The following is a 21,405-nucleotide window of genomic DNA, read 5'->3' as shown; positions in this document are numbered from 1 at the left end:
GTAGTGGTTTGGCTTTTCTTAATAGTACAGGCTGGCGCGTCAGAATGCTCGCGATATACTGTTTATTCATACAGTGTTTTGAGCATGCCTTGACTCTGCCCCCTTTTGCCCCGCCTACGCTCGCCGAACTGCGCGAGTGGTATCGACTGCGCAAGGATGACGAGGTCATCTGGCGACTGATCCTCGAGGTTCAGCACTCGCGAGAGACGCTAGTGCGCCTGAACACATTGCTCGAACAGACGACACGCGCCGCTCAGAGAGCTGAGTTTGGAAGACTGACCGGAGAGGACGCGCCACTGCGCGCCGCTTGCAAATACATCGAGGGAGAGCTGTTTCGCATCGGACCGGTCGGAGGAAAAGGCAAGCCGGGACGCGCGCCGCCGCGGCTGACGGGCGGTGCGGAAGGCTTCGACTACGATCCAGATGATCCAGCGGACCGCGCGGCGATGATGATCGCGCGGCGCCACCAGAAGAGACGTTAGGCAGTCACCGCCGCCATTTGCGCAAGCGCAGCTTTCGTTGCGGCGTACCCGTCGTCGAAGAGACGCTGCCGGAGCTCGAGCGGCATATTGCGATCGAGCGTCGACGCGTAGCCCGTCTCCACAAACGCCATTCGCGCGCCGGCGGCCTGCGCCGCGCTGACGTGCGTCGACTCGCACGCGGACAGCATGAGATCGATCAGCCGCATAGCGAACTGGAGAGGCCAGAGCCGCGCCTTCGGCTTCAGCGAGAGGTCCATGCTCACGAGCTGCACGCCAAGCCGAGGCACCTCGTCCACCTTCAGACGATCCACCGGAATGTTGTTCACCATGCCGCCGTCCGACAGCAGCGCGTCGGCGATGGACACCGGTTCGAAAACGAATGGGATCGACGTCGACGAGCGCACCGCGAGCGCAACCGGAACGTCGGGCGTCGCCGCGCGCGAAAAACTCGAATGGGCCTTCGTTGGCCACGTTCGACGCCACGGCCGTGAAGTCGATCGCCAGATCCGCGAACGTCTTGCCGCCGGTGTGCTCGAGCATCCACGCGAGCAGCGTTTTGCCGTCGCAGAACCCACGCATACGCAGCGCCGCGAGCGGGCTGAACGACATCATGTTCGACCAGTCGTGCGTCAGCGCCAGCGTCTTCATGTCGGAAAGCGACATGCCGGCGGCAAAGAGAGCCGCGCAAATGCTGCCGCCGGACGTCCCCGCCAGCTCGATCGGCCGGTAGCCCGCGTCGACGATCGCCTGCAAGGCGCCGGCGTGAGCCGGCACCTTGAAGCCCGAACCGCTAAAAGCGACACGGATCGGGTGGTTCACGATGCGATAGTCCCGCTCGCCGGCGTCGGCGCAGGCGTCGTGGTGATCGGTGCCGACTGCAGCGAAAGAGCCGTGTTGATGCCGGTCACCACGACGCCAACCGCGAGCGTCGCCTGCAGCTTCTGCTGATCGGTCAGGCTGGAATTACCGATCGCTGTCACCACAATCGGGAACGTGGCCTGCACCAGATTCCGAATGTTGACCACAGTCACCGTCGCGCCTTGGGCGCATACCGCATCAACGTCGGGCTGAACCTGATTGGTCAGCGTCGCCTGCGCGCCGCCGGTGAACACCCCGGACTGTTTCAGGGTACCAATCTCCGATTGCACACCCGGACAGATGTTCTGGGCAATCTGCGCCGGCGTTTGAGTCGAAAGCGCGGCACAACCTACGAGCGACGTGGCCGCGACAAGACCTGCCGCGAGCAGCATGGAAAAACGTTTCATGATGGGTTCCTTACTTGGGAGCGAACTTTGCGGCCGTGACGGCCGCACTGGTGACGGCGGCCGAGACGTCGGACGCGCCGATGGCGGCTGCTGCGATCGGCGCCGAGGCACTGACGCCGGTTTCAACGAAGTGAATGAGGTAGGTGCCTCCGGACTCCGTGGCAAAGAAGTTCACGGTCGCGATGTTCTTGCTGTTCGTCACCGTGGCGCGACAGCAGATCACGCGACCGGCACCGACGTCATAGAACGGCTCGACGCGATACGTCGCGCACGCCGCCAGCGAGAGCGCCAGCAGCGGCGCGAGTAACGCACGCATCACTGCACCGCGGCTGGTGCCGCGGCCTGAACCGTCGGTACCGGCGGCACGGCCGTCTGCGCCGACGTCGAAACGGCGGCTACCGGAAGTGGCCCGACGGCGGGCTCAACCGGTTCGAACGTCGAAGCGATCGCGGCGACGCTGCCGATGGAATTGTTGGTCGCGGCGTGATAAACGCCGAGGCCGATGAGCGTCTGGCCGAGCGCAAAGATGAACTCGTTCGCCGGCGCTTTCCCCATTAGCACGAGCGCGCCCCATGCCGCAAAGCACATGGCTGCCGCGACAAACCTTACCCAAAGTGATGCGTTCATCGTTGTTTCTCCAAAGGCAAAAAAACCGCTCTAGGCGGCGATTGTTGAAAATCGATTTAGGCAGCGACACCGAGCGCGGGCTTTGCAACTCGTCCAGATCTGTTCGCGGTCGTCCATGCCATTCGGTGTCGCGTTGCTATTGGGATTGCCGATGTTGATCGCGCGACTCAGCGTGAGAAATGCGCCCCGCATCCGCATATGCATTGAAATTGCGATCGGCCCAGAACTGCGCCGATGCTTGCGCCGCGACGCTCGGCTGCGAGATCTGATCCGGGTTGCCCTCGAGGTCGACGCCGATCTTCTGGCCCATCGTCCGGTAGTTGTATCGACCCGTGATCTGGATCAAGCCGCCACCGCGGTATCGAAAGCCATCGCCGGCGGTCGTATTGCCCAGCGCCTTCGATTTCGGCGTGAATGGCTCATAGAGCTTCTGCTCGGGCGTCGGGCCCCACAGCTCGCGCAGGAACAGGAAGCGGTTGCATTCGTGGCCGCACTGCGCCAGAAACGCGGCTTGGCGCGCGGGCGAGTCGATCGCGCAAAGCGCCATAGCGGCCGACAGCGGATCGGCCCACTGGGTGGCACGGGCGAGCGGAATCTGCAGCGCCGAGGCGAGCGTGTCAGGGGACATGGAGTTCTCCGGCGCGTGGACCCGCGCGCAAGTTAAAGGTGCGTCGACGAGCTGCTAGCGATTGCCGCCGGCCCAGGGTTTCGCGGGCAAGGCTGGATGCGTTGCGGTGTCGAGCTTTCTGTCGACAGCCTTTGCCGTGCTCGCCGCCTCGTCGGCCTTGTCAGCTGCGACGCTGACCTTCTGCTCGACCTGCACCGTGGTTTTCTGGGCAGCCGTCGCCGCGGCGGCTGCCTCGCGCGTCTGTTTCAGCATCGTGGCGCTGCGTTCGTCGTTCACGCGCGCGCGATCACCGAGAAATCGCAGCGTGTATGCGGCCAGGTCGTTCGTCGTCTTCATCAGCGACTTCATGTCGACCACGTCTGCCGCAGTCTGGCTGGCCATCGCGTCGCGCGCCGCCGCGGTCGCTTTGAGGCCTTCGATCTGAGCGGAGTACTCTCGCGTGCATGCAGCCCTCTCGTCTGCTCGAGCAATCGGAAAGCGCTTCATGAGTGCGCCACGTTCGTCGGCCCATTTCGCTCGCTCGACGGACATGCCCCACTGCCCCAGAAAATATCCGGCCGCCAGCATCCCGCCGAAGCCGCCCATCAAGCAGCCGATGAAGACCCACCAGCGCCAGTCACGAATTTGCGTCATCACGTGCCCTCCGGTTGCCGACGATCAGCTCGAGGCTCTCGATGCGGCGTTTCAGTTCCTCAACTTCCGCCTCCGCATGTCGGGCGCGCTGTTCTGCCTCGGCAGCCCTTTGCTCAGCGGCTCGCATCAGTTCCTCGGCGCGGTCCGCACGCTGAACGGCCAACAGTTCACGCGCTTCAGCACGTCCGGCCCTCTCTTCGGCAAGAGTGGCGAGTCGCTCAAATCGCGCGATGGACTCGACCTGCCCAGCTGAGTCTGCCTCGACGATCTTGGCCTCACCCTCGCTTTCGGCCTGGCGTCGACGATCGGCTTGCCGCCACATGCGCGCGCCGGCCCAGAACGTGCCCATCCCGCCGAGAGCCGCCGCGATTGACTTCACACCCTCGTTCCAAAAATCCGACATCGGCTCGATCTCCTGTTTGCCGGCGCTGCGGGTGTAAAAAAGCCGCCTCATGGGCGGCATGCGATCTTCGCTTGACGACTAGCCCTATTAGGGCTAATTTACTGTCCATAGGGAAACGCTGTCGCGAGTCCCGCTTATCCCGAAAGGACGAAAATCATGAAGTTCACGTTTCGCGCGCGCCGCGTGCCCGGCTATGCCAATTCATTACAAGCATCCTCCCGCGCAAAAGCTGGCCGACCTGAAGAAACGAGCTCGGGCTCACAGGCAAGCAGATGGCCGACTTATGCTGGCTTGCGGGCGATCAGCATTGGCGCAAGTACACCAATCCGCGAGACCCGCGGCCGATGAGCGCGCAAATGCTCTTCACGTTCATGGCCCAGCTCGAATTGGACGAGGCAACCCTCGCGCGCATCTACGAAAGGATGCGCCTGGCAGGGGCCGAGTTCCGGCCGCCGGCGGCCGATGGAGAGCCGCAGCCATAGCCATGTCGCTCGGGTGCGCCGCAGCGCTCAGCGCGTGCGGTGGTGGCAGCAGTGGGAATGCTCCCATGACTAATTCTGCGCGGACACCTACGGTCGACCCCCAAACTTTAAGGAAAGACAAGGTCGTTACAATCTACTATGACGGCGACAGCAAAACGTATGGCTGGTCGGCGCTCGGCGGAACGCTGACTTGCAACGACGGCGCGACAACTTCGGGCTGTACCATTGACAGCTACGGGCATAACGTCGCGGGCGCTAATTTCGTGCAAGCGCAGATCACCGAGCCCGGCCGCGTTCAATCCGTTATGGATGCCGCATTTGGATCTGGTGCGGTGACTGTCGAAAATCACGGAATCGGGGGCGCCACCGTCCTTGACTCGATCAACGGCTCTGCGGACCCTATCAGTCAGGCACCAGAATACGACTGCTCTGCCGTGACGAATGAATCGTCCACATGCGGATCGCTCATGGGCCGCCTGAAAGCCAGCCACGCACAAATCGTCGTCGGACAATTTCTCACGAACGACCAATATCGTATGACGCCGCAGCAGTACGGGCAGTACGTCGCGACCTGGATGGCTACGGTTCAGCAGAATCTGAATGCAGATGGCCAGCACATGACGGCGATTTGGGAGGAATCATCGCCCATATGTCGACTTGACGCCCCCGATGCCGGGCCATACCTTAAGTCGGGACGCGCTGCTGCTGCGGCGGCCAATCCTCCGGTCCTTGTGATCGACAATCACGATTACACGTATGCGAACTACAACTGGATACCGGGTCTTCTGGATTGCGTCCATCCCGACAGCGATTTATACAAGTTTCTTGGCGATCGGGCTGGCACGGCAATGGGGCGGACTGTTCAGATTCTGTTAGGGCGATGAGAGTTATAACTCATATCCGTACATCAAACCGGGCCATTTCAATGCAGCAACTGAAGCAGCGGATCGGGGCAGCATGGCGAACCGTTAAATGGTTCCTTGACCCTCACAAAGGGCCTGCCGTTGAACTCAATTCGACGGCCTTGCAAGCCGCATATGAAGAAGGTCTGGAAAATCAGGATGGCCTTCTGGACAACCCGTATTTAGAGGGCACAAAACTGTACATCGCATGGGAAATGGGATCCAGAAAGCGTCGCCGCCGCGACATGACTGTGTGGTGATCTACCTGCCGAGCAGCAATTGCACGGTCCGTCCCATTGTTGTCGCCGATCTATCGCCAAGCGTGGCATATAGCCCGTTATCAGGGTGCACGCAATCGGAGAGATGTGGCTTCCAATCATAATTGGCATAAATCCAATCATGATTGTCGATGACCAGAACTGGAGGCTGAGCCGCCGCAGCCGCCGCTCGCCCAGCATCTAGGTAGGGCCCGACGTTGGGCGCATCGAGGCGGCAGATCGGCGACGACTCTTCCCACACCGCAACCATCGGATTACCATCCGCGTTAGTGTTTCCCTGCACCGTGGAAATCCACGTCGCGACATACGTTTGAAATTGTGACGGACTCATTCGATACTGATCGTTGGTCAGAAATTTACCGACGACGATTTGTGCATGGGATGCATGCAATCGAGACCCCAGCGATCCACAAGTCGCCGACTCATTGGTCGTGACAGAGCAATCATATTCCGAAGCGCCGCTCACTGCGTCAGCCGATCCGTTGATTGAATCCAGAACCGTTGCACCACCGACACCGTGATTTTCGACAGTCACGGTCCCTGCGCCAAACGCTGCGGCCATATCCAGCAAGACTTCGGCCGGCTCATTATGTTGCTGCTGCGACATCGTGCCATTTGCCATGTTGTGACCGTAGTCGTTGGTCGTGCAGCCGCTCGTCGTCGTTCCATCGTTGCATGTCATAGTTCCACCGCTCATCGCCCAGCCAAACATCGTCGAATCGCCATCCATATAAATATCGACCGTCGAATAGGTCGTGGCATGCGCGAAACAGGCGAATAATGCCGTCGCGATAAACATCGCAAATGATTTCAATTTATCCCCGGAAATAAAAAAGCCGCCCGAAGGCGACTTGCATAAATGTTTGGAAAGTTGTGCGGGCGCTTGTTCCGCGTCAGCCCTGGATAGTCACGCTATTGATGACATTGAACGAGCCGGAGCCTGTAGAAACCTGTCCAAGCGGAGTCATGTATTGGGCTTGATTCTCAGTTGCAACGAACGGTGTGAATGTGGTTGACAAGCTAACCGCCGCGCCTGCAAAGGGCGCATTCGCTTGGTTGATCTGCCCTGACGTTGCGGTGATGCTGTTAAAACCAACACCCATAACAATTGCAGACTGCGAAATGGTATCGCTAGCGAAACCGCTGCAAGTACAGATGACCGACACCCCGAGCCAGGATATAAACGTCACTCGATTACCGGAGTTGATCTCCGTCGGCGATGTTGACGTCAGCGTGCCGGCAGCCGCAACCGGCTGCATACTGATACTTTGCTTGTTGAACCACGAAATAATGCCGTAGAAGTTATTGGTAGCACTGAACTGGCTTGACGAGTTCGTCAGGACGGCGCCCACAAGCGAGCGGGTCGCGTCACCACTCTTTTGTTCAACACCGTTTGTTCCTGTGACGTGCGTCGTCGCAACCGCTTCAAGCGTCATCACGCCTGCGTTCATGTATGCATAGACATAATAGAACGTTGATGCCGAGAGACCGCCATTCGAAAGCGACACACCTGCTGCCGGAATAGCTTGCGGGACTCCGTTGATGATTAGGTTTTGACCATTGAACTGGGTCAGTTTGATAGTCGTCGCGCTCGAATAGGTGAGCCGGCACTGTCCATGTCCCACCTGCCCCAACTGCACCGCATGCTGGCTTGCGGTGGCGGGGGGGATCTGCTGCGCTCCGCCTGCGCATTCCATCAATACACAGATCGGGTTTCCGCTATTCACGCCCGCGATCGTCGCATGCATGAGGATAGCGGTACCGTTGAGCAGCAGCTCGTTGCCTTGCAGGGGTTGCAGACCGAGTCCATAGATCGGAATCGCAGCCAGGCCATCAGGCGCATAAGTCGATGCGCCGGTGTTCGTGTGTGCAATCTTCACCGCCTGCACGACGCCGTCGACCCATGTTGCCGAAGCGCCGGTGATGAGCGGTGTGGGATTAGTCGCGGCATAGGCGTTCACGGCGCCAGTGTCCGATAGCACGAGCGTGCTCTGCCCCAAACGCCGGATAGCAGCGGCGAGCTGATTCGTTTTAGTCCGATCGGGCGTGATGCCGGCCGCAACCAGAATCGCGACGAGTTCTTCCTGAATCGCGTTGTATTGATATGCAGGCCATTGGGTAGCCGGGATATTAGCGGCGGGGTTGCCATCGGTTGCAAACTGCGGAGTTCCGGTTGCGGGTGCAACGTCGGCTTGCGCAGAAACGACCGAGTTCGGCGCGATCAATCGATCCATGGGTGCCTCAGGAGTAGGAAAAGAGTAGCGTCGTGTGAGCGGGCGCGAAACGCTGCAGTTCGCACTGAAGGACGTTGTTGCTCCAGGAGGCGAACGGCGTGCCGAACGATCCGCCGAACTGCAGGGTGTTTATCGTGAATGTCGGCGCATTGACTTGCCAGGCAAATGCCCACGCAGCTCCGCCAAACAGCGTTCCGAAACTCTTGCCAAATCGCGATGGCACAAACTGTGTGATCGTGATCGCGTAGCCGAGAGCGGCCGCGACGGCTGTGAAATACGCAACCGACTGGCCACCGGTAGCAGTCAGCCGGGCGACCACCTGCGCGACGCGTTGCTGGGTGGTAGGCGCCTCGCCGGCGCACGGATCCGGGAGCCCAAGCGTTGACTCCCACTCGGGCAACAGTTCGAAGGTCGACGGTGGAAAGGCGTCGACGAGCAGATAATTTGCCCGGCTCGTCAGCGCCGCGAAACACGGCGTGAACCCCGAGAGCACCGCAGTTTGAGTGGCGTCGGGATCGCGCGGCCATACCCGACCGCGGGGCAAATGCGCCTGAAGCGCTTGCAGGTAGTTAGCGGCGCTGTAGTTCGGTGCTGGCATCGGTCAAACCCAGTCGACGTTACCGAGCACCGGCAACTGGCCCGTGGCGTTCGTGATGTTGGTATTCGCGGGATACGTGGTTGTCACGCTGCCCACCGTGCTGGTGATCGCTTCGATCAAATACCCTGACGACCCTGGCACCGAGCCGATCGCAGAATTCACGTCGGACAAGTCGATCGTGATGGCAGGCGCTCCTTCCCTGATCATCAGATCTGCGAGCGCACCATCGATCGCGGTCTGCGTACTCGTCGAAGTCACCCCGGTTATGCGGAAACCAATCTGGTTCTCTATTGGCGCGCATGCGTAGACGAGAGCCGTTACCGGCTGTTGACTGACGATCGCGTCAGCGACCGTCAGTTGGTCGCCGGTGGCCACGACGTCTCGCGGCGTGCCGCCCGGACCTTCGTCGAACTGCGATACGCCGTTCGTGCCCTGCGGAAAGCCGGCGTGCTCCGATTCCGCGTTATCCATCATGAAGTAGACGACGACGGTACCCGCACCGAACCCGTTCGGCGAGCACCACGCTCGCGTGACACCCGCCACGTTTCGCGCCCACTTCACGTAGTCCGTTTGCGCACCGCCCTGCACCGGATCCTGGAACGCTAGCATTACCCTGTCGCGGAAATCGTCCTGTTCCTCGACATCCGTACCCGATCTGGCGGTCGCAGTTACGGTGCCACTCGACTGGATACCGGTGACGGCCGACGCCAGCGACACGGACGTGCCCACATCGCAGTTTCCAGCACTCCCTGCAGTGACGGCCTGAATATTGACCGTGACGGTCGTGCCGCTCACCACCGCATCGGACATCGTCACATAGGCAAACCCGTCGGCTGTCCGGTTCACGCCGGTCCCCGCTGGAAGGTCGGTCGGGGCTGTTCCGGTGAACTGCACCGTTAGCTGTGTCTGCGTCGCGGCCTCGAGATACACGCTCTTCAACGCGCCCCACCCTGCGAGGAACTCGTCGGTCGACGTGAACGGGACGGCCTGCTTAGCGATCCAGTCGAGGTAGCCATACAGACCAAAGACGAGCGCCGCAAGCGCGGACCCTACAATCTTCAGGACGGCCTTTTGAAGCAGCGAGACCGTCAGTCCGACCGCGCTCCTGATATCCGTCCAGATCTGGGTGCGCAACGCGCTTAACGTAGGACGTGAAAATGGCATCAGTTCACCATGGGCCAAGCCCAGTTATAGGTCTGCAATGCGGTGCCATCCGGCTGATACGCTGTGATGGATATCCCGAGCATGTCCGGCCGCACCCACTGGGTAGCAACGGCGAAGCTGCCGACAACGCCGGTGTCGATCAGCCACTGGATTGCCTCGACCACGTAGTCATAGGCATCCGTCAGCGTCTTGTTGGTAGGTGAGGTTCTACGGGAGAGCAGCCAAAGGCGTGAGCCGGTCGGCCCCGTTGTGTCGTCGGTGTCGTCATCGCCCCACCAGCCTCGGCGATCGTTCGAGCCGTCCGGAATAACATCGTCCGGCGCGGCTTCGCGATCGCTGAAAAAGCTGAAGAGAAGCGCGGTCTCGAGGTCGTCGCCCGTCGCGATATCGCCGGCCAGCATCTGCCAGTCGCCGCGTGCATTGGCAACGTCCCAGACAATCTTGAAGTCGCTCATTCGGGCTGATTAGGCGGTTGCGTTGTCGTACCAGGACCACCCAACTGAACGTTAGGAACCGGATGGGTGTGGCCGTTGGCCACTGAACGCATACCGGCCACAGTCCGCGAGTTCGTGTTGCAGTTGTCCAGAATGTCACCCGTGCACTTGAGAATCGGTGTGTCGGCGACAATTTCGGTGGAAGCCACAATGGTCACCGTCGTTGCATCGTTGACCTCGACCGGCTGGCCATTCGCCTTCACGATGATCCCGCCGCCTGCGGTGAGATAGATCTGCTTGCCGTCCTGCGTAAAAATCATCGTCTCGCCTGGATTGAGACCGGTCGGCCGCGAGGCTTGGTGGTTCGTGCCGATCACGAGGCCGCTGCCGCGATCACCGCCCACGAACACGATCGCAACATCGGAGCCCTGCGGTGGTACCGACGTGAAACCGAATTCAGCGATACGCCGAAGGTTGTCGATCGTCTCGAGCTCGTTGATCTGCGCCTGCAGCAACTGCACCGGCCCTGCATCGTTTACCGGCGCGCTGATTCGGCCGCGTCCGATAAGCAGCAGAACGCGCCGAGCAAGCCGGTCGGCGGTTGCCTGCGCACGGCCGATCGCACGGCTTACGTGACGGATCGCTGCATGGAAAGTTGCCATTACGCTCCCGGCAACGCGCTTGCGTCGACGAACAACGGTTGCAGCGCGACCGGTTCCGGTAGATAGGCCTCGGGGCGCATGATCGTGAGCTCCGCGATCGTGCCCTCTTCTTCGTTCCGTATATACGTAACCTCGCCGAGCAGCCAGACCTCGTCCACGATCTTCAGCTTGGGCAGCGTCACGGGCACGAGCGTGTTGGGCGTCCAGAGCGTGCCTGCCCCGTCGCGCCAGCTGTCGGTCGTCACCGTGATCTCCGCCGCGCGAGCGATGCGCCGGTTCATCTCCCACACGGCGCGGCGCTTCGCGAGATCCGTATAGCCTTGTACGGCCTCGGCCACGATATAGCGCTCGCGCGTGCGCCTCACACCGACGTCTTCCATAGTGACGATCACGTTCGCTCCAACGCCGGCGTCGTTGAATGTCTCGACCGACTGCGTGAAGACCGTGTACTTCGAAAAACGCTGCGAAGCCGAATACCGCACGCGGGCATGCTGCGCGTTGATGCCCTCGGCGATACCGCCGACGTGCTGGGTCTTCTGCGCCTGTGTCAGAAGCAGATTGCCGTCCGGCGTGTCATAGACGAGCAGCTGGCTATACCGGCTGATCCGCTCAATGATGTCGTACGCACTTTCGCCGATGAAAATGTTGAACTGGGGGATCGGCGGTAGTCCTGCGATGTCGCACACAACGCTGATGCCGTAATGCGCCGCAAGCTTCGACGCCACGTCGAGCGCCGACGTGCCGCTGATCTGACCGCTCGGCCACACTGCCGAACAGTCGATCAGATCCTGACACTTCCCGCGGCCGGAGGCCGATATCGAGTGGCTGTCAGCGTCGTACTCCGGCACGTACTCATCGATATAACCAGTGATGACCCGATCCGAGCCGATGTGCAGTTCAAACGGATCACCCGCTTGCACAATGACCTCTTCCGTTTCGCCCGGGAACGCTTCCGTCAGCCCGAGGCTGAAATCGGACGGGCAGCGCTCAATACCTCGCGTGACGCGCACGTCGGTCCAGCCGCTGATCGCCTGGGCGCCCGCGATCAAAATCAGATCGTCGTCCATGCGTCAGTTGGCCAGTGCCTGGAACGTCTGTGGCATGAACAACGGATGAACGGGTTGCACTTGCTGCACCAACTGGCCGGCACGCCCGGCATCGTCATAAATCCGGTGCGCGAGAACGAGCGCCGGCAGCGAGCCCGCGAACGTCATCGTCACCAGCGCCGCAAGATTGCCGCCGCGCGCCTGCAGATCTGCGACGACCGCACTACGCAGGGCGCGTAGCGCCGCGAAGCTTGCATCATCTTCTGCATCACCCGCCGTCTCGATCTCAGCGTCGAAGAGCATCGTCACGTTCTCGAGCACCGTCGTTGCATCGTTGTACGAGGAAGGCTGATAGACGGCGCAGGCCTGCGCCACGCCGGCGAGCGCAGCCCGCCGAAATAAGGCTCCGCAGGCCGTCTGCATCGACGACATCGCCGAGCCGATCGGCGAACTCGTGAAATTGCCGGTCGGCGAAAACGACGCCAGATCCGTCATCAGCCGAATTGCGTCGGCCGGGTCTGAGGCTGTGGCCGCGAGCGCTGTCACGAGCGTCTGTGCGGCCGTAGCGAACGTCGTCGTATCGCTCGCGTTCGCGGCCGCTGTCTGCAACGCACTGCCCGCGGCGACCACCGCCGCTACACCGACGGTGTCCTGCGCGAGCAGCTGCTCCGCGGTAGTTCCCGCCGGCGCTGTCTGGTTCGAGCCCGTATAGCCGCTATTGCCACCGCCGAAGAAGCGACTGAAATCGCCAGAGAGCGTCGAAACAGCATTGACCACGCGTTCCACATCGTGGATGTCGCTTACTGCGGTCTGGTACCACGAAAGGGCTGTATCGACGGCCGTATTCACGACCGCTGCGCCCTGCTGGACCGCGGTGGCTGCCTTCGTCGCGAAGTCGACCAACGAGCTGCCGAACATGTTTTGCGCCGCGCTATCAACCACGTTCTGGGTTGACTGCGTGACGTTCGGATAGATCTTCGTGCCGCCGCGCATCAACGACAGGCGGATCATGATCACGCGGCCGTGATCGAAGCTTTCGCTCGCCTCCGACTCCATGCAGTTGACGCTCTGCACGCTGCCAAACGTCGGATGCACGAGTGTCTGCGGGCCACCCTTCTCGCATGCCGCGACCAGCGCATCGCGCTGCGCGATCACCGGACCGCCGCCATAGACGCGGCTGTTCTCGATCAGGAACCCGATGAGCTCATACTGCCGCGGCAGCTTGCCGAGTGGCTCGATATATACGTCGTCGCGGTACGGGTAGCGGTGCACGGCGTTGCGGTTGCCGAAACGCGTGCGATTCTCGCGCACCGCGAATGGCACACCGCCGAACGATGCCTGCCGCAGCGAGCCCCACCATGTTCCAGCACCTGCGCCTGTCAGGATCGACGCAACCTGCTGCGCGGCCGACGCAAGGCCGCCAATGCTGCCGGCGAACGTCGTCAGGGTTGCTGCACTCATATTGCCGGTTCCATCAAATTCGACTCGCCGATGTTCGCCGAGGCGCTAGCCGCCCCGCTGCTACGAACCGTTGCACGCGTGCCCTTCGGCGCGTTGGGCATTTCGATTTGCACGTGCACTCGACCGTTGATCGCATCGGCATCACTGGCACGGATCGCGGCCTCGTTGTCAGCTTGTGCCGGACGCTCATAAAGCCGTGAGACGATCTCCCCAGCTTGCGCCGCAGAGGTCGTCTTCGCGAGCGCATCCCCCGCGCGACGCTCGTTGCCCTGACGCAGCTCATAGTCGACGAACTGCAGTTGCTCATCGAGGGAGGACTGCCGAATGTCTTTGCCAAACCGCTTGCGGAACTCTTCCTGTCGATCTTTGTGCCATTGCCCCAATCCGTAGGCCTGCCCGTTGTCCCCGCTCGCCGTCGGGTCGTATCCGCTCTCACGGAAGAGGTTCGATGCAATGCCCGCTGCCTGAGCCGGACTCCAGCCCAACTGCTGAAAACGACCGACGATTGGCGCCGTCTGGGCATTTTTCGCGGCGCTCGAACGGAACAGGCCTGAGGCCCATCTATAGATGTCACCGCCGAGACCTCCGCCCTTAGGACCTTGAACATCGGGAGTGACGACACCGCCCGCCATCGCGTCGGCGACGTACTGATCGTGATTCGGGCCGGCCGGAATAGCCTTGTCAAAAGCCGCCTGCCGCGTCTTTTCCGCTAGATATCCGGCTGCTCCCAGCGCAATTACGGCGCCAGGCGCCGTCGTCACCGCAATGGTGCCGAGCAGGCTGACGAGACGCACCGCCTGTGCGATCAGCGTGGTGATGCTCAAAATCGGGCCTGCGAAAGTGATCGCAGCCACCGCTGCGGCGATCGTCTTCACCCCGCCCAACTGATCCACAAATTTCGCTGTGTCATCAGCTGCCTTGTTCCAGTCGGTCGTCTCGATCCACGATGCGACCTTCGGGCCCCACTCCTGAGCGATTGGCTCGAGGCGATTCGCGACTGCAGTCAGCGCCGGCGCCACGGACTCACCAAGGGTGTTTTTGAGCTTCCCGAATGACGCATCGAGCGCCACCATGTTCTCGTTGAAGCGTTCGCCACGCGCGATCTGATCAGGCGTCATCGTCGCGTCCAGCTTCTCGTATTTCGCGACGTATTCGTCGATCGCCGCGCCGCCCTTCGAGAGCAGCGGCGCGAGAGAGCCAAGTCCGAAGATGTCGAGAAACTTCTCGCGCGCCTGCGCGTTGGTGATCTTCGAGGCGGCATTCGAAATGTCATGCAGCGCGCGGATCGTGTTGACCGAGCCATCTGCCATTCGATGGATGCCAATGTTCTTGCTTGACAGCACGCCAGCGACGAAGGTGTCGCGGCCCGCCGCCGCATCCTCGAATGCAGAGCCCACCGACTTCAGGCCTGACGTCATGTCGGAATCTGATAGGCCTGCCAGCCGCGCGGCACCGCGGTACTTCTGCAACTGATCGGTCGTCACGTCGATGACCGACGCCGTGTTCGAGATCTCGGTCGCCGTGCGTCCCCAGCTGTGGGCCATAGTCGCAAGGCCTGCGATCGAGCCCGCGGCCGAAATCGCCGCAAGCGGCGGCGCAATCGATCCGATCCGCCGCGCCGCCTCGCTCGCGACGCCGCCGACCTTGACGAGACGATCCCCGAGCTTGTCCAGGCCAGTTTCCTTCGAGAAGGCCTGTACGGAGGCCTTCACGTCGGAGATCGGCTTGGTAATCTTGCCGATCGACGCGTTGACGCCCTTGGCAACCGCGGTCGCGCGGTCGACCGCGCTGATCGTGATCTGGAAAACGTTGGGCATCGGAAGACCTCAGGTGCTCTGTCTCAGGCGCAGGGCCTGGTCATGCCAATACTGGAACCTGCTCAGCTTCATGCAGCCGACGGCGTCAGGTCCCCACCGGAAGAAGTGGGTAACGTCGGCGCACCGGTCTCCGAGGTCTCGCCAGACGGCGGGGGCGCCCATGTAAAACCCGAGAGGAACGCCGTCGCCTCCTCGTAGCTCGATTTGCCCATCTTCCGCACTACGGCGATCGGCACGCCAGAAACAAGCGAGATCAGTTCGGCATTGCACGCATAAGCTGTGCCGTCGACTTGCGCGCTCTGGTCGAGTTGCTCGACCGTCGGCTCGCTGAGATGGATCGAGTCGTACGTTCTGTTGTCGCCGTTCAGGGTGATCGGCTGCTTCAGCACCACGGTCTTTTCCGGCGCCTTCGGTTCATCTTTCGGGGACGTCCAGTCGAAGCCCTTCAGATACGCGACGGCCTCTTCGTACTTGGTCTTTCCCAGCTTTCGGATCAACGTCAGCGGAATACTCGAAACCATCGAGATCAGCGCAGCGTTCACCGCATAGATCGACCCGGCCGTCTGCGTGCTGCGGTCGAGCTCGTCGACCGTCGGCTCACGCAACATGATCGAGTCGTACTTCAATGCGTCACCCAGCGAAAGCGGGACGGCCAGGGTAATTACTTTTTCTTCGGATTGGCTCATGCTCAGCTCGTCGGAACTTCGGTCACGGAATTGTCAGTCCCTTCGAGACGGACGTCGAATTTCGCTTCGGTCGAGTCGACTTCCTGTTCCTCGACCGTCCACATGGCGCTGCCGATCACCGTCTTGCCGTTGGCGAGCTTGGCCACGCAGGTCACGTCGGTCCAGTTGTTGATGTCGGCCACGGTTAGCCCACCCCAGTCACGCAGGTTGAACGCGATGTACGGGGCCGAGGGCGTTTCCTTGAAACCGTGGATCCGGTCCATACCGCCGAGTGTCTCGCGCTTCTTGTTCCCGGGCTTGTATTTGAAATCGCCGGTGACCATGTATGTCGTGCCGTCGACCGACAGGTCGGCGGTGCCGGCGAGAAGTCCACCAGTCTGAGATGGCATTTGGAATGCTCCACGCGGAAATTAGAGAAGCCGCCTGAAGACGGCCTACTACGAGGTAGCGCAGTGACCGTCAGGTCGTCGACGCCGGGACGATGTTGGAGAATTGCATCAGCAGCGCGAAGATCCGCAGCTGGTCAATCAGGATGGCCGGATACAGCACGTCGACCCGGTTCGGATTCTGCGAGTTCTGCTGCACGATCAGGCCTTGCGCGAAGACGGCGCTGCCCTGCACATAACCGTTTTCCTCGAGCGTTCCGTACCGCGCGATCAGGTCCGCCTTGATCATGCTCGGCGTGACCACATTCGTTCCCGGCACAACGCGCGTGCCGTCGGCCGCCAGCTTCTTGCGCGCATACTTCGTCGTCACGAGCGACTTGAGATCTCGCAGCACGAAGGCCAGCGTGTTCATCGTCTCGACTTCGAGATAGCTGTTGTCCGCATTGCCGAAGCTGTTCTTCTGATACGTCGTGATCAGGTTTTCGATCGATACCGTGCCGTCGTCGGCTACGTCGAAAGTCGAGATCCCGTCGTACAGCAACGTATTGCGGTCGGTCAGCGCAAAGCGCATCTGGCGCGGCGGCGGCTGCATCGTCGCGAGCGTTACGGTCTGCAGCGGCTGCGCCGGATCGGCGCGAGCTGAAACTGCAACAGCGGCCGCGATATCGGCGGCAATCACCCATGCGGGGGTCGGCGAGCCGTTGAAACCCATAATCGACGCGTGCTCATCATTGCGCGTGACGCCGAAGGTCGTGAGGGTGCCGAGCGTGCCGCGATAGGCCGCGTACGCGCCGCCGTAGAGCTGCTCGCTCCAACTCCATCGCCCCGTCTGCGTGCTCAGAAACGACTGGATCGCGGCCAGCGACGTGCTATCCGTGTACGGGAACGCGATGAAGTCGAACTGCTGATCACCGAGATTAGCGAGCGCCGTCGGCAGCGTCGACGGATTCGTCGCGCCGCCGGCCATAGCGACGATCGTTGCTGCCAACCCTGCCGGTGTGGCTTCGCCGGCGAGCGTGCCGCCGTAGTTCAGTTGCAGGTCGATATCGTTACCTGCAAGCCCCTTGTTCTTCGCCGTCAGATCGACCTTACTCGTGGTCGTGCCGTCGACGGCGGCCGTCACCGGCAGATCCGGCAGCGTACCGATCTGCGCGACAAGCGCTGTCGCGAGCTGCGCGAGCGACATGGTCGGCGTCACGACGAGGGAGACGATCTGGCCACCGATGTACAGCGACAGGACTCCAGTCGCTGTCGGCACACTGGTGAAGTTGAGGCTGCCGGCGGCCGCGGTCGACGAGGGGTCGTCCTGCATCGGCAACAGCCACACTTCACCGAACGTGTCGCGTTTGCGATACGCCGCGGTCATCAGTGCGAGCATCGAGCCCTGGCCAGCGAGCGCTTTGGTTGCATCGACGCCCTGACAGATCACAGCGTTGCCGGGAACGGCAGCACTACCGGTCAGCACCTGGCCGAGGATCAGCGCGCGCAGCGTCTGCTGGCCGGTGTTCGCATTCGACGGGTCGATGTCCGCATAGAAGAGCGGCACGCGGACGTTCTGTGGAATGTTCGGAAACGAGATATCACCCATTTAATTTGCTCCGGTTTCCGCTTCACCGGCCGAGCCGCTCTGTGCGGTGCCAGCGTTGCTGGTGATGGAAGCCGGCTGCGCCACGGAAACGTCCGATACCTTCACGGCATCGCGGTCGTGGATGCGGCGCAGCCAGTACTTGTCGAAGTCGCTGACCTTCATGCCCTCGGCGGGCACCACAGTCGTCTTCAGCCCTTCAACCGGCGAATCCGACAGCAACTGCTTCGTGACCGGGTCGCGCAGGAGCACGCCCGGAGCAGGTTTCACAAACATGGGGATCCTCTACTGGGGAAGGTTGATCGTCAGGCCCGGCACCGTCGTGCCGTCGGGTACCTGGACCGTCAGATCGACGCCTGTGAGCGGCACCGTCGCCGCCTGATAAAAGTCGTACGGTCCCTGTACAAACTCGAGACCGACGTCGAGCGTCAGCGTGCCGATCGGCGATTGGCCTTCGCCGGAGGGCTGTATCGTCGACCTGAAAAATGGGTATTGCTGAAGCAACGACATCAGCGGCGGATAGTTGATGAGGGCCGCCTTGATCTGCTCGCGTAGCGTCTCGAGCTGCTCTTCGACGACTGCTGCAGCGAGGTCGCCTGTCTGCGCAGCGGCCTGCGCACGTGCCGTCACCCGAAGGGTTGTCGTTACAGTGAACGCCGGCGGACCGTGCGGGCCCCACGACTGACCGTCTTCGTCCGGCGTTTGAACGAGCAGCATCGGGTACGTCCCGTCCCACGTTGCCCAGGTGCGCGGCGAAAAGACATTCGTGCCGGCTGCTGTCGCGCCGGGCACGACGAGCCCCTGCACGGAGATCTCGCGCAGATCACGGGACGTCGTCATTGAGCACCCAGATCGAGATATGCCCACCCGAGGCCGTCGACCGCTATGTCCTTCACGACATAGCTAGCCCCGTTGATCTGGACAACGATGCCTTGCTGGGGGGGCGCCGGTAGCTGCGAGACCTGCAGGCCCAACGTCGCGACCGTGATATTCGCGGACGCCACGCCCTCTTCGCTGAAGATGTGATCCGTGATCAGCGAAAAGATGCCGAGCACGGGCGTGCTGACACCGGGAAACGCGATCGGCACTTCGTCGCCGAGCACCGTGCTGATCGCGGCGTTCAGCGTTCCGTCGAAGTCGATCACAATCAGGACTCGAGGCGACCGCTCTGCAGCATCTCCGGTCGGGTGCAGATATGGAGGGGATACGAGTAGCCCTCGACCTTCCACCACGAATTACGGTCGCGATCCATGATCGGGATCATGTACATCGGTTTGCCCGGTGTATTCACCCACTCGAAAGACTCGCCAGGCGCGAGCGCGCGTCGGAATACGCCGGGCGCGCCGACCGGGAAGAACTTGACCTTGTCGTCCGGGATCTTGATGGTCGTGTTGTCGTCCGAACCGCGGTAGTTCATCCAGTAGATGCCGGCGAACTTGAAGGTGTCGAACGCAGCACCCTGGCTATCGTCGCGGAGATCCGCGGCAGCTGACCAGTTGAGGAACGTGCGGATCACGTCCGGGTGATTCACAAAGTCGTCGTAAAACTGATCGCCGCACATTGCGTACACCTTCGTCGTCGGCAACCACGCACCTTGCGCCTTGCGCATCATCGCGCGGCGGATGCCATTGCAGATCGGACGGATGCTGTTGGGGGTGTCCGCAGCGAGATTGAAAGGCACCTCCGTTGCCGGCGTGATGCCAAACTCGTCGAAAAAGTTGTAAATCACCGAGCCGTTCGCGTCGAGCAATTGGCCTTGCACGGCAGCGAGACGGTGGAACTCCCACGTGTACTCGATATTGCGCAGAATGCCTGTCGGGCCGCTGACACGGCGCGCCAGTTCAGCCTGCAGTTGCATGAGCTCGGATTCCGTGCCGAACGCTCGGATATCCTGAATCTCGTTCGCGTAGATCGTGTCGTCGTGCATCAGACGCGGCACCTTGAAATAGCGGGCTCCACGCTGCTCAGTGACACGCTGGGTGCCTTCCGCGCCGCGCGGCGACGTCGGAATCAGAATCAACTGGCCTTGCCGCTGTTCGACGGCGAGCACGGTATTTCGGATCGGCTCATCTTCGAAGATATCGAGATCCCCGAGCCCCACCGGCTGGTACGGATATTTATCGACCGCAGCCGTGAGCTGGATGGTCGAGAAGGCATCCTGATGGAATACGTCCAAACTGGCCATTATCGGCTCCAGAAATAATAATGGCCGCGAACGCGGCCACAGGACAAAGGAAAGAACAACCCCAATGGGTAAGACTTAGCGGGTGATGATGCCCCGCGAGGCGAGTTGGCTTTGCGCCGTCGCAAGCTGCGCGGCGGTGATCCCCGTCGGCCAGATCAGCTCGCCGCCGTTCACTTCGACATCACGCATGACAGCGGCGCCCGGGACGTCGGCCAACGTCGCGTCATAAGTTCCGAAGCAAATGGCTGCAGCGACCTGCGTTCCGTCCGTAGCCGTCGGATTCAACGGTACGAAGGTTGTCGAGGTAACCGAAACGTCGACGTCGAACTCGTCGCCCACGACAAAGTCGCTCGCGCCGTCCGCGATCGCAAACTTGATCTGGTCGGCAAACGTCTGGCCGACGACGATATCGCCGACTACATCGCCAGCGGGGTCGAACACACGAAATGTGCCGCTGTTCGTCGCGGCGGCGGTGCATCGCACGACGTAGATGCCTGCTTTCGCATTCGGCAGCACGGGCGTCGTCGCGTCGAGTGTAAAGACACCATTGCCCGTATTGCCAGCCTTCGCCGCGGCCGTCGCTGTGCCGCCGGCCTTCTTCGCGATCACTTCGCCGGGAAGATGCCTTACGGCGCCGCTAAACGTAACCGCGTCGCGCGAACGGTGCCCGCGCGCTTCCGACACGAGGAAGCCACCGTCGTGCCGGTTTTCGATGAGGGGGGTTTGAGCCATGATCGGTTTCCAGAGTTAAGGGATGGACTACGCGCTCGCCGTTCAGCGGCTGCGGCGACGTTTGGCGCCGGCTTTCTCGAACGCTCGATCCCAGCTGGACTGGATCGATTGCTCGCTCGACACGCTGCGGTCGCTGTCGATGCCAAGGTTCGGATTCTCGCGACGCCCGCGACTGCCCTCCGGCGCCGGGGATCCGTTGAGAACCTCAATCGCCTCGTTGCGCGTCATCGACGTTGTGAATGCCAGCTTGCATGCGAGAACCGGGTTTCGCCCGGCGCCCTTGGCGGCAAAGATGGCGGCGCAACGGGCGCGCTCCCGACGGCGCGCACGAGCATTTGCGCTCTTGCCGCGCATCTCCTCTTCATCGTCGTCGTCCTCTTCGGCGCGCTCGTCGTTATCGTCGTCAGCGGCACGTTTGCCCTTCTTCCCCTTGCCGCTGTCGTCATCATCGTCGTCCGACGCGCGCTTCCCGCTTTTGCCGTTACCGCTGTCGTCGTCATCATCCGAATCGCCGCCGTCGGCCTTTCCGCGTTTGCCGTCGCCGTTTTCACGATCCTGCTGCTGATCGTCATCGTCGTCCGACGCGCGCTTGCTCTTCTTCCCTTTGTCGCTGTCGTCATCCCGACTATCGTCGGAAGCGCGGGAGCCGCGGCCAAGATGGGCGAAGCTCAACCCACCTCGTGACATGAGGTTGCGTAACGTATTGCTCATTGGA

28 protein-coding genes and 1 pseudogene are annotated in these 21,405 nt (G+C 61.6%); 4 read left to right on the top strand and 25 right to left on the bottom strand.

Features of this window, described 5'->3' with window-relative positions:
- Positions 1 to 44 precede the first annotated feature (44 nt).
- The gene (locus B0G76_RS06740) at positions 45 to 482 is read left to right on the top strand and encodes a hypothetical protein (RefSeq protein ID WP_120291123.1); all 438 of its coding nucleotides are present in this window, start codon (positions 45 to 47) and stop codon (positions 480 to 482) included.
- On the opposite strand, the pseudogene B0G76_RS44690 reads toward B0G76_RS06740, so the two are convergent.
- From B0G76_RS44690 to B0G76_RS06705, 7 genes and pseudogenes are all read right to left on the bottom strand, one after another.
- A pseudogene (locus B0G76_RS44690) lies at positions 479 to 1,256 on the bottom strand (patatin-like phospholipase family protein). The gene B0G76_RS06740 and the pseudogene B0G76_RS44690 overlap by 4 nt on opposite strands.
- Positions 1,257 to 1,297: 41 nt before the next feature.
- The gene (locus tag B0G76_RS06730; RefSeq protein WP_120291121.1) at positions 1,298 to 1,747 is read right to left on the bottom strand and encodes a hypothetical protein; all 450 of its coding nucleotides are present in this window, start codon (positions 1,745 to 1,747) and stop codon (positions 1,298 to 1,300) included.
- Positions 1,748 to 1,757: 10 nt separating this feature from the next.
- Positions 1,758 to 2,063: a hypothetical protein gene (locus B0G76_RS06725; RefSeq protein ID WP_120291119.1), complete on the bottom strand. Its 306-nt coding sequence runs from the start codon at positions 2,061 to 2,063 to the stop codon at positions 1,758 to 1,760.
- Positions 2,063 to 2,374, bottom strand: a complete 312-nt coding sequence (locus tag B0G76_RS06720) for a hypothetical protein (protein ID WP_147394023.1) — start codon at positions 2,372 to 2,374, stop codon at positions 2,063 to 2,065. Before B0G76_RS06720 ends, B0G76_RS06725 begins: the two co-directional genes overlap by 1 nt.
- 136 nt (positions 2,375 to 2,510) lie before the next feature.
- On the bottom strand, positions 2,511 to 3,002 hold the full coding sequence (locus B0G76_RS06715; RefSeq protein WP_259460522.1) for a glycoside hydrolase family 19 protein: 492 nt from the start codon (positions 3,000 to 3,002) through the stop codon (positions 2,511 to 2,513).
- Between the two features lie 54 nt (positions 3,003 to 3,056).
- The gene (locus B0G76_RS06710) at positions 3,057 to 3,635 is read right to left on the bottom strand and encodes a hypothetical protein (protein ID WP_120291115.1); all 579 of its coding nucleotides are present in this window, start codon (positions 3,633 to 3,635) and stop codon (positions 3,057 to 3,059) included.
- A complete protein-coding gene (locus B0G76_RS06705) occupies positions 3,619 to 4,098 on the bottom strand; it encodes a hypothetical protein (protein WP_147394022.1) in 480 nt (159 codons plus the stop codon). The genes B0G76_RS06710 and B0G76_RS06705 overlap by 17 nt, the downstream gene beginning before the upstream one ends.
- Before the next feature lie 212 nt (positions 4,099 to 4,310).
- On the opposite strand from B0G76_RS06705, the gene B0G76_RS06700 reads away from it, so the two are divergent.
- From B0G76_RS06700 to B0G76_RS06690, 3 genes are all read left to right on the top strand, one after another.
- The gene (locus B0G76_RS06700; protein WP_310793927.1) at positions 4,311 to 4,520 is read left to right on the top strand and encodes an XRE family transcriptional regulator; all 210 of its coding nucleotides are present in this window, start codon (positions 4,311 to 4,313) and stop codon (positions 4,518 to 4,520) included.
- Between the two features lie 65 nt (positions 4,521 to 4,585).
- Entirely contained in the window at positions 4,586 to 5,404 is an 819-nt protein-coding gene (locus tag B0G76_RS06695; RefSeq protein WP_120291111.1) for a hypothetical protein, read from the top strand.
- A 41-nt stretch (positions 5,405 to 5,445) separates the two neighbouring features.
- Positions 5,446 to 5,682 carry a hypothetical protein gene (locus B0G76_RS06690; RefSeq protein WP_120291109.1) on the top strand — a complete coding sequence of 79 codons (237 nt, stop codon included), beginning with the start codon at positions 5,446 to 5,448 and terminating at the stop codon, positions 5,680 to 5,682.
- Position 5,683: 1 nt separating this feature from the next.
- Here B0G76_RS06690 and B0G76_RS06685 read toward each other — a convergent pair whose 3' ends face one another.
- The 18 genes from B0G76_RS06685 to B0G76_RS06600 all read right to left on the bottom strand — a co-directional run bounded on the left by B0G76_RS06685 (position 5,684) and on the right by B0G76_RS06600 (position 21,362).
- Positions 5,684 to 6,514, bottom strand: coding sequence for a hypothetical protein (locus tag B0G76_RS06685; RefSeq protein ID WP_147394021.1), 831 nt, complete (start codon positions 6,512 to 6,514; stop codon positions 5,684 to 5,686).
- Positions 6,515 to 6,593: 79 nt separating this feature from the next.
- The gene (locus tag B0G76_RS06680) at positions 6,594 to 7,934 is read right to left on the bottom strand and encodes a hypothetical protein (RefSeq protein WP_120291105.1); all 1,341 of its coding nucleotides are present in this window, start codon (positions 7,932 to 7,934) and stop codon (positions 6,594 to 6,596) included.
- A gap of 7 nt (positions 7,935 to 7,941) precedes the next feature.
- On the bottom strand, positions 7,942 to 8,532 hold the full coding sequence (locus B0G76_RS06675) for a YmfQ family protein (protein ID WP_120291103.1): 591 nt from the start codon (positions 8,530 to 8,532) through the stop codon (positions 7,942 to 7,944).
- Positions 8,533 to 8,535: 3 nt separating this feature from the next.
- Positions 8,536 to 9,696, bottom strand: a complete 1,161-nt coding sequence (locus tag B0G76_RS06670; RefSeq protein WP_120291101.1) for a baseplate J/gp47 family protein — start codon at positions 9,694 to 9,696, stop codon at positions 8,536 to 8,538.
- The gene (locus B0G76_RS06665; RefSeq protein WP_120291099.1) at positions 9,696 to 10,151 is read right to left on the bottom strand and encodes a phage GP46 family protein; all 456 of its coding nucleotides are present in this window, start codon (positions 10,149 to 10,151) and stop codon (positions 9,696 to 9,698) included. The genes B0G76_RS06670 and B0G76_RS06665 overlap by 1 nt, the downstream gene beginning before the upstream one ends.
- A complete protein-coding gene (locus B0G76_RS06660) occupies positions 10,148 to 10,792 on the bottom strand; it encodes a phage baseplate assembly protein V (RefSeq protein WP_120291097.1) in 645 nt (214 codons plus the stop codon). Before B0G76_RS06660 ends, B0G76_RS06665 begins: the two co-directional genes overlap by 4 nt.
- The gene (locus B0G76_RS06655; RefSeq protein WP_120291095.1) at positions 10,792 to 11,859 is read right to left on the bottom strand and encodes a phage baseplate assembly protein; all 1,068 of its coding nucleotides are present in this window, start codon (positions 11,857 to 11,859) and stop codon (positions 10,792 to 10,794) included. The genes B0G76_RS06660 and B0G76_RS06655 overlap by 1 nt, the downstream gene beginning before the upstream one ends.
- Before the next feature lie 3 nt (positions 11,860 to 11,862).
- The gene (locus B0G76_RS06650) at positions 11,863 to 13,299 is read right to left on the bottom strand and encodes a DNA circularization protein (protein WP_120291093.1); all 1,437 of its coding nucleotides are present in this window, start codon (positions 13,297 to 13,299) and stop codon (positions 11,863 to 11,865) included.
- Entirely contained in the window at positions 13,296 to 15,116 is a 1,821-nt protein-coding gene (locus B0G76_RS06645) for a phage tail tip lysozyme (protein WP_120291091.1), read from the bottom strand. The genes B0G76_RS06650 and B0G76_RS06645 overlap by 4 nt, the downstream gene beginning before the upstream one ends.
- A 68-nt stretch (positions 15,117 to 15,184) precedes the next feature.
- A complete protein-coding gene (locus tag B0G76_RS06640) occupies positions 15,185 to 15,802 on the bottom strand; it encodes a phage tail assembly protein (RefSeq protein WP_120291089.1) in 618 nt (205 codons plus the stop codon).
- A 2-nt stretch (positions 15,803 to 15,804) separates the two neighbouring features.
- Positions 15,805 to 16,191 carry a phage tail tube protein gene (locus tag B0G76_RS06635; protein WP_120291087.1) on the bottom strand — a complete coding sequence of 129 codons (387 nt, stop codon included), beginning with the start codon at positions 16,189 to 16,191 and terminating at the stop codon, positions 15,805 to 15,807.
- 70 nt (positions 16,192 to 16,261) lie between these two features.
- Complete coding sequence (locus B0G76_RS06630) at positions 16,262 to 17,776, bottom strand: phage tail sheath subtilisin-like domain-containing protein (protein WP_120291085.1); 1,515 nt, start codon at positions 17,774 to 17,776, stop codon at positions 16,262 to 16,264.
- Positions 17,777 to 18,049, bottom strand: coding sequence for a DUF2635 domain-containing protein (locus B0G76_RS06625; RefSeq protein WP_120291083.1), 273 nt, complete (start codon positions 18,047 to 18,049; stop codon positions 17,777 to 17,779).
- A 9-nt stretch (positions 18,050 to 18,058) separates the two neighbouring features.
- Positions 18,059 to 18,613, bottom strand: a complete 555-nt coding sequence (locus B0G76_RS06620) for an ATP-binding protein (protein ID WP_120291081.1) — start codon at positions 18,611 to 18,613, stop codon at positions 18,059 to 18,061.
- Positions 18,610 to 18,918, bottom strand: coding sequence for a hypothetical protein (locus B0G76_RS06615; protein WP_120291079.1), 309 nt, complete (start codon positions 18,916 to 18,918; stop codon positions 18,610 to 18,612). The genes B0G76_RS06620 and B0G76_RS06615 overlap by 4 nt, the downstream gene beginning before the upstream one ends.
- A gap of 2 nt (positions 18,919 to 18,920) precedes the next feature.
- Entirely contained in the window at positions 18,921 to 19,958 is a 1,038-nt protein-coding gene (locus B0G76_RS06610) for a major capsid protein (protein ID WP_120291077.1), read from the bottom strand.
- A gap of 75 nt (positions 19,959 to 20,033) precedes the next feature.
- Positions 20,034 to 20,690, bottom strand: a complete 657-nt coding sequence (locus B0G76_RS06605) for a head decoration protein (protein WP_120291075.1) — start codon at positions 20,688 to 20,690, stop codon at positions 20,034 to 20,036.
- A 42-nt stretch (positions 20,691 to 20,732) separates the two neighbouring features.
- Positions 20,733 to 21,362: a hypothetical protein gene (locus B0G76_RS06600; protein WP_147394020.1), complete on the bottom strand. Its 630-nt coding sequence runs from the start codon at positions 21,360 to 21,362 to the stop codon at positions 20,733 to 20,735.
- Positions 21,363 to 21,405: the final 43 nt, after the last annotated feature.

This window comes from Paraburkholderia sp. BL23I1N1, assembly GCF_003610295.1.
Classification (GTDB): Bacteria; Pseudomonadota; Gammaproteobacteria; order Burkholderiales; family Burkholderiaceae; genus Paraburkholderia.
The sequence above is the reverse complement of the archived record's forward strand: the minus strand, read 5'-3'. Positions and strand labels throughout refer to the sequence as shown.

What these genes read in the sequence shown, in the direction of transcription:
- B0G76_RS06740 (WP_120291123.1), top strand. Translation starts at nt 45, where the DNA reads ATGCTCGCGATATACTGTTTATTCATACAGTGTTTTGAGCATGCCTTG.
- B0G76_RS06730 (WP_120291121.1), bottom strand. Translation starts at nt 1,747, where the DNA reads ATGAAACGTTTTTCCATGCTGCTCGCGGCAGGTCTTGTCGCGGCCACG.
- B0G76_RS06725 (WP_120291119.1), bottom strand. Translation starts at nt 2,063, where the DNA reads ATGCGTGCGTTACTCGCGCCGCTGCTGGCGCTCTCGCTGGCGGCGTGC.
- B0G76_RS06720 (WP_147394023.1), bottom strand. Translation starts at nt 2,374, where the DNA reads ATGAACGCATCACTTTGGGTAAGGTTTGTCGCGGCAGCCATGTGCTTT.
- B0G76_RS06715 (WP_259460522.1), bottom strand. Translation starts at nt 3,002, where the DNA reads ATGTCCCCTGACACGCTCGCCTCGGCGCTGCAGATTCCGCTCGCCCGT.
- B0G76_RS06710 (WP_120291115.1), bottom strand. Translation starts at nt 3,635, where the DNA reads ATGACGCAAATTCGTGACTGGCGCTGGTGGGTCTTCATCGGCTGCTTG.
- B0G76_RS06705 (WP_147394022.1), bottom strand. Translation starts at nt 4,098, where the DNA reads ATGCCGCCCATGAGGCGGCTTTTTTACACCCGCAGCGCCGGCAAACAG.
- B0G76_RS06700 (WP_310793927.1), top strand. Translation starts at nt 4,311, where the DNA reads ATGGCCGACTTATGCTGGCTTGCGGGCGATCAGCATTGGCGCAAGTAC.
- B0G76_RS06695 (WP_120291111.1), top strand. Translation starts at nt 4,586, where the DNA reads ATGACTAATTCTGCGCGGACACCTACGGTCGACCCCCAAACTTTAAGG.
- B0G76_RS06690 (WP_120291109.1), top strand. Translation starts at nt 5,446, where the DNA reads ATGCAGCAACTGAAGCAGCGGATCGGGGCAGCATGGCGAACCGTTAAA.
- B0G76_RS06680 (WP_120291105.1), bottom strand. Translation starts at nt 7,934, where the DNA reads ATGGATCGATTGATCGCGCCGAACTCGGTCGTTTCTGCGCAAGCCGAC.
- B0G76_RS06675 (WP_120291103.1), bottom strand. Translation starts at nt 8,532, where the DNA reads ATGCCAGCACCGAACTACAGCGCCGCTAACTACCTGCAAGCGCTTCAG.
- B0G76_RS06670 (WP_120291101.1), bottom strand. Translation starts at nt 9,696, where the DNA reads ATGCCATTTTCACGTCCTACGTTAAGCGCGTTGCGCACCCAGATCTGG.
- B0G76_RS06665 (WP_120291099.1), bottom strand. Translation starts at nt 10,151, where the DNA reads ATGAGCGACTTCAAGATTGTCTGGGACGTTGCCAATGCACGCGGCGAC.
- B0G76_RS06660 (WP_120291097.1), bottom strand. Translation starts at nt 10,792, where the DNA reads ATGGCAACTTTCCATGCAGCGATCCGTCACGTAAGCCGTGCGATCGGC.
- B0G76_RS06655 (WP_120291095.1), bottom strand. Translation starts at nt 11,859, where the DNA reads ATGGACGACGATCTGATTTTGATCGCGGGCGCCCAGGCGATCAGCGGC.
- B0G76_RS06650 (WP_120291093.1), bottom strand. Translation starts at nt 13,299, where the DNA reads ATGAGTGCAGCAACCCTGACGACGTTCGCCGGCAGCATTGGCGGCCTT.
- B0G76_RS06645 (WP_120291091.1), bottom strand. Translation starts at nt 15,116, where the DNA reads ATGCCCAACGTTTTCCAGATCACGATCAGCGCGGTCGACCGCGCGACC.
- B0G76_RS06640 (WP_120291089.1), bottom strand. Translation starts at nt 15,802, where the DNA reads ATGAGCCAATCCGAAGAAAAAGTAATTACCCTGGCCGTCCCGCTTTCG.
- B0G76_RS06635 (WP_120291087.1), bottom strand. Translation starts at nt 16,191, where the DNA reads ATGCCATCTCAGACTGGTGGACTTCTCGCCGGCACCGCCGACCTGTCG.
- B0G76_RS06630 (WP_120291085.1), bottom strand. Translation starts at nt 17,776, where the DNA reads ATGGGTGATATCTCGTTTCCGAACATTCCACAGAACGTCCGCGTGCCG.
- B0G76_RS06625 (WP_120291083.1), bottom strand. Translation starts at nt 18,049, where the DNA reads ATGTTTGTGAAACCTGCTCCGGGCGTGCTCCTGCGCGACCCGGTCACG.
- B0G76_RS06620 (WP_120291081.1), bottom strand. Translation starts at nt 18,613, where the DNA reads ATGACGACGTCCCGTGATCTGCGCGAGATCTCCGTGCAGGGGCTCGTC.
- B0G76_RS06610 (WP_120291077.1), bottom strand. Translation starts at nt 19,958, where the DNA reads ATGGCCAGTTTGGACGTATTCCATCAGGATGCCTTCTCGACCATCCAG.
- B0G76_RS06605 (WP_120291075.1), bottom strand. Translation starts at nt 20,690, where the DNA reads ATGGCTCAAACCCCCCTCATCGAAAACCGGCACGACGGTGGCTTCCTC.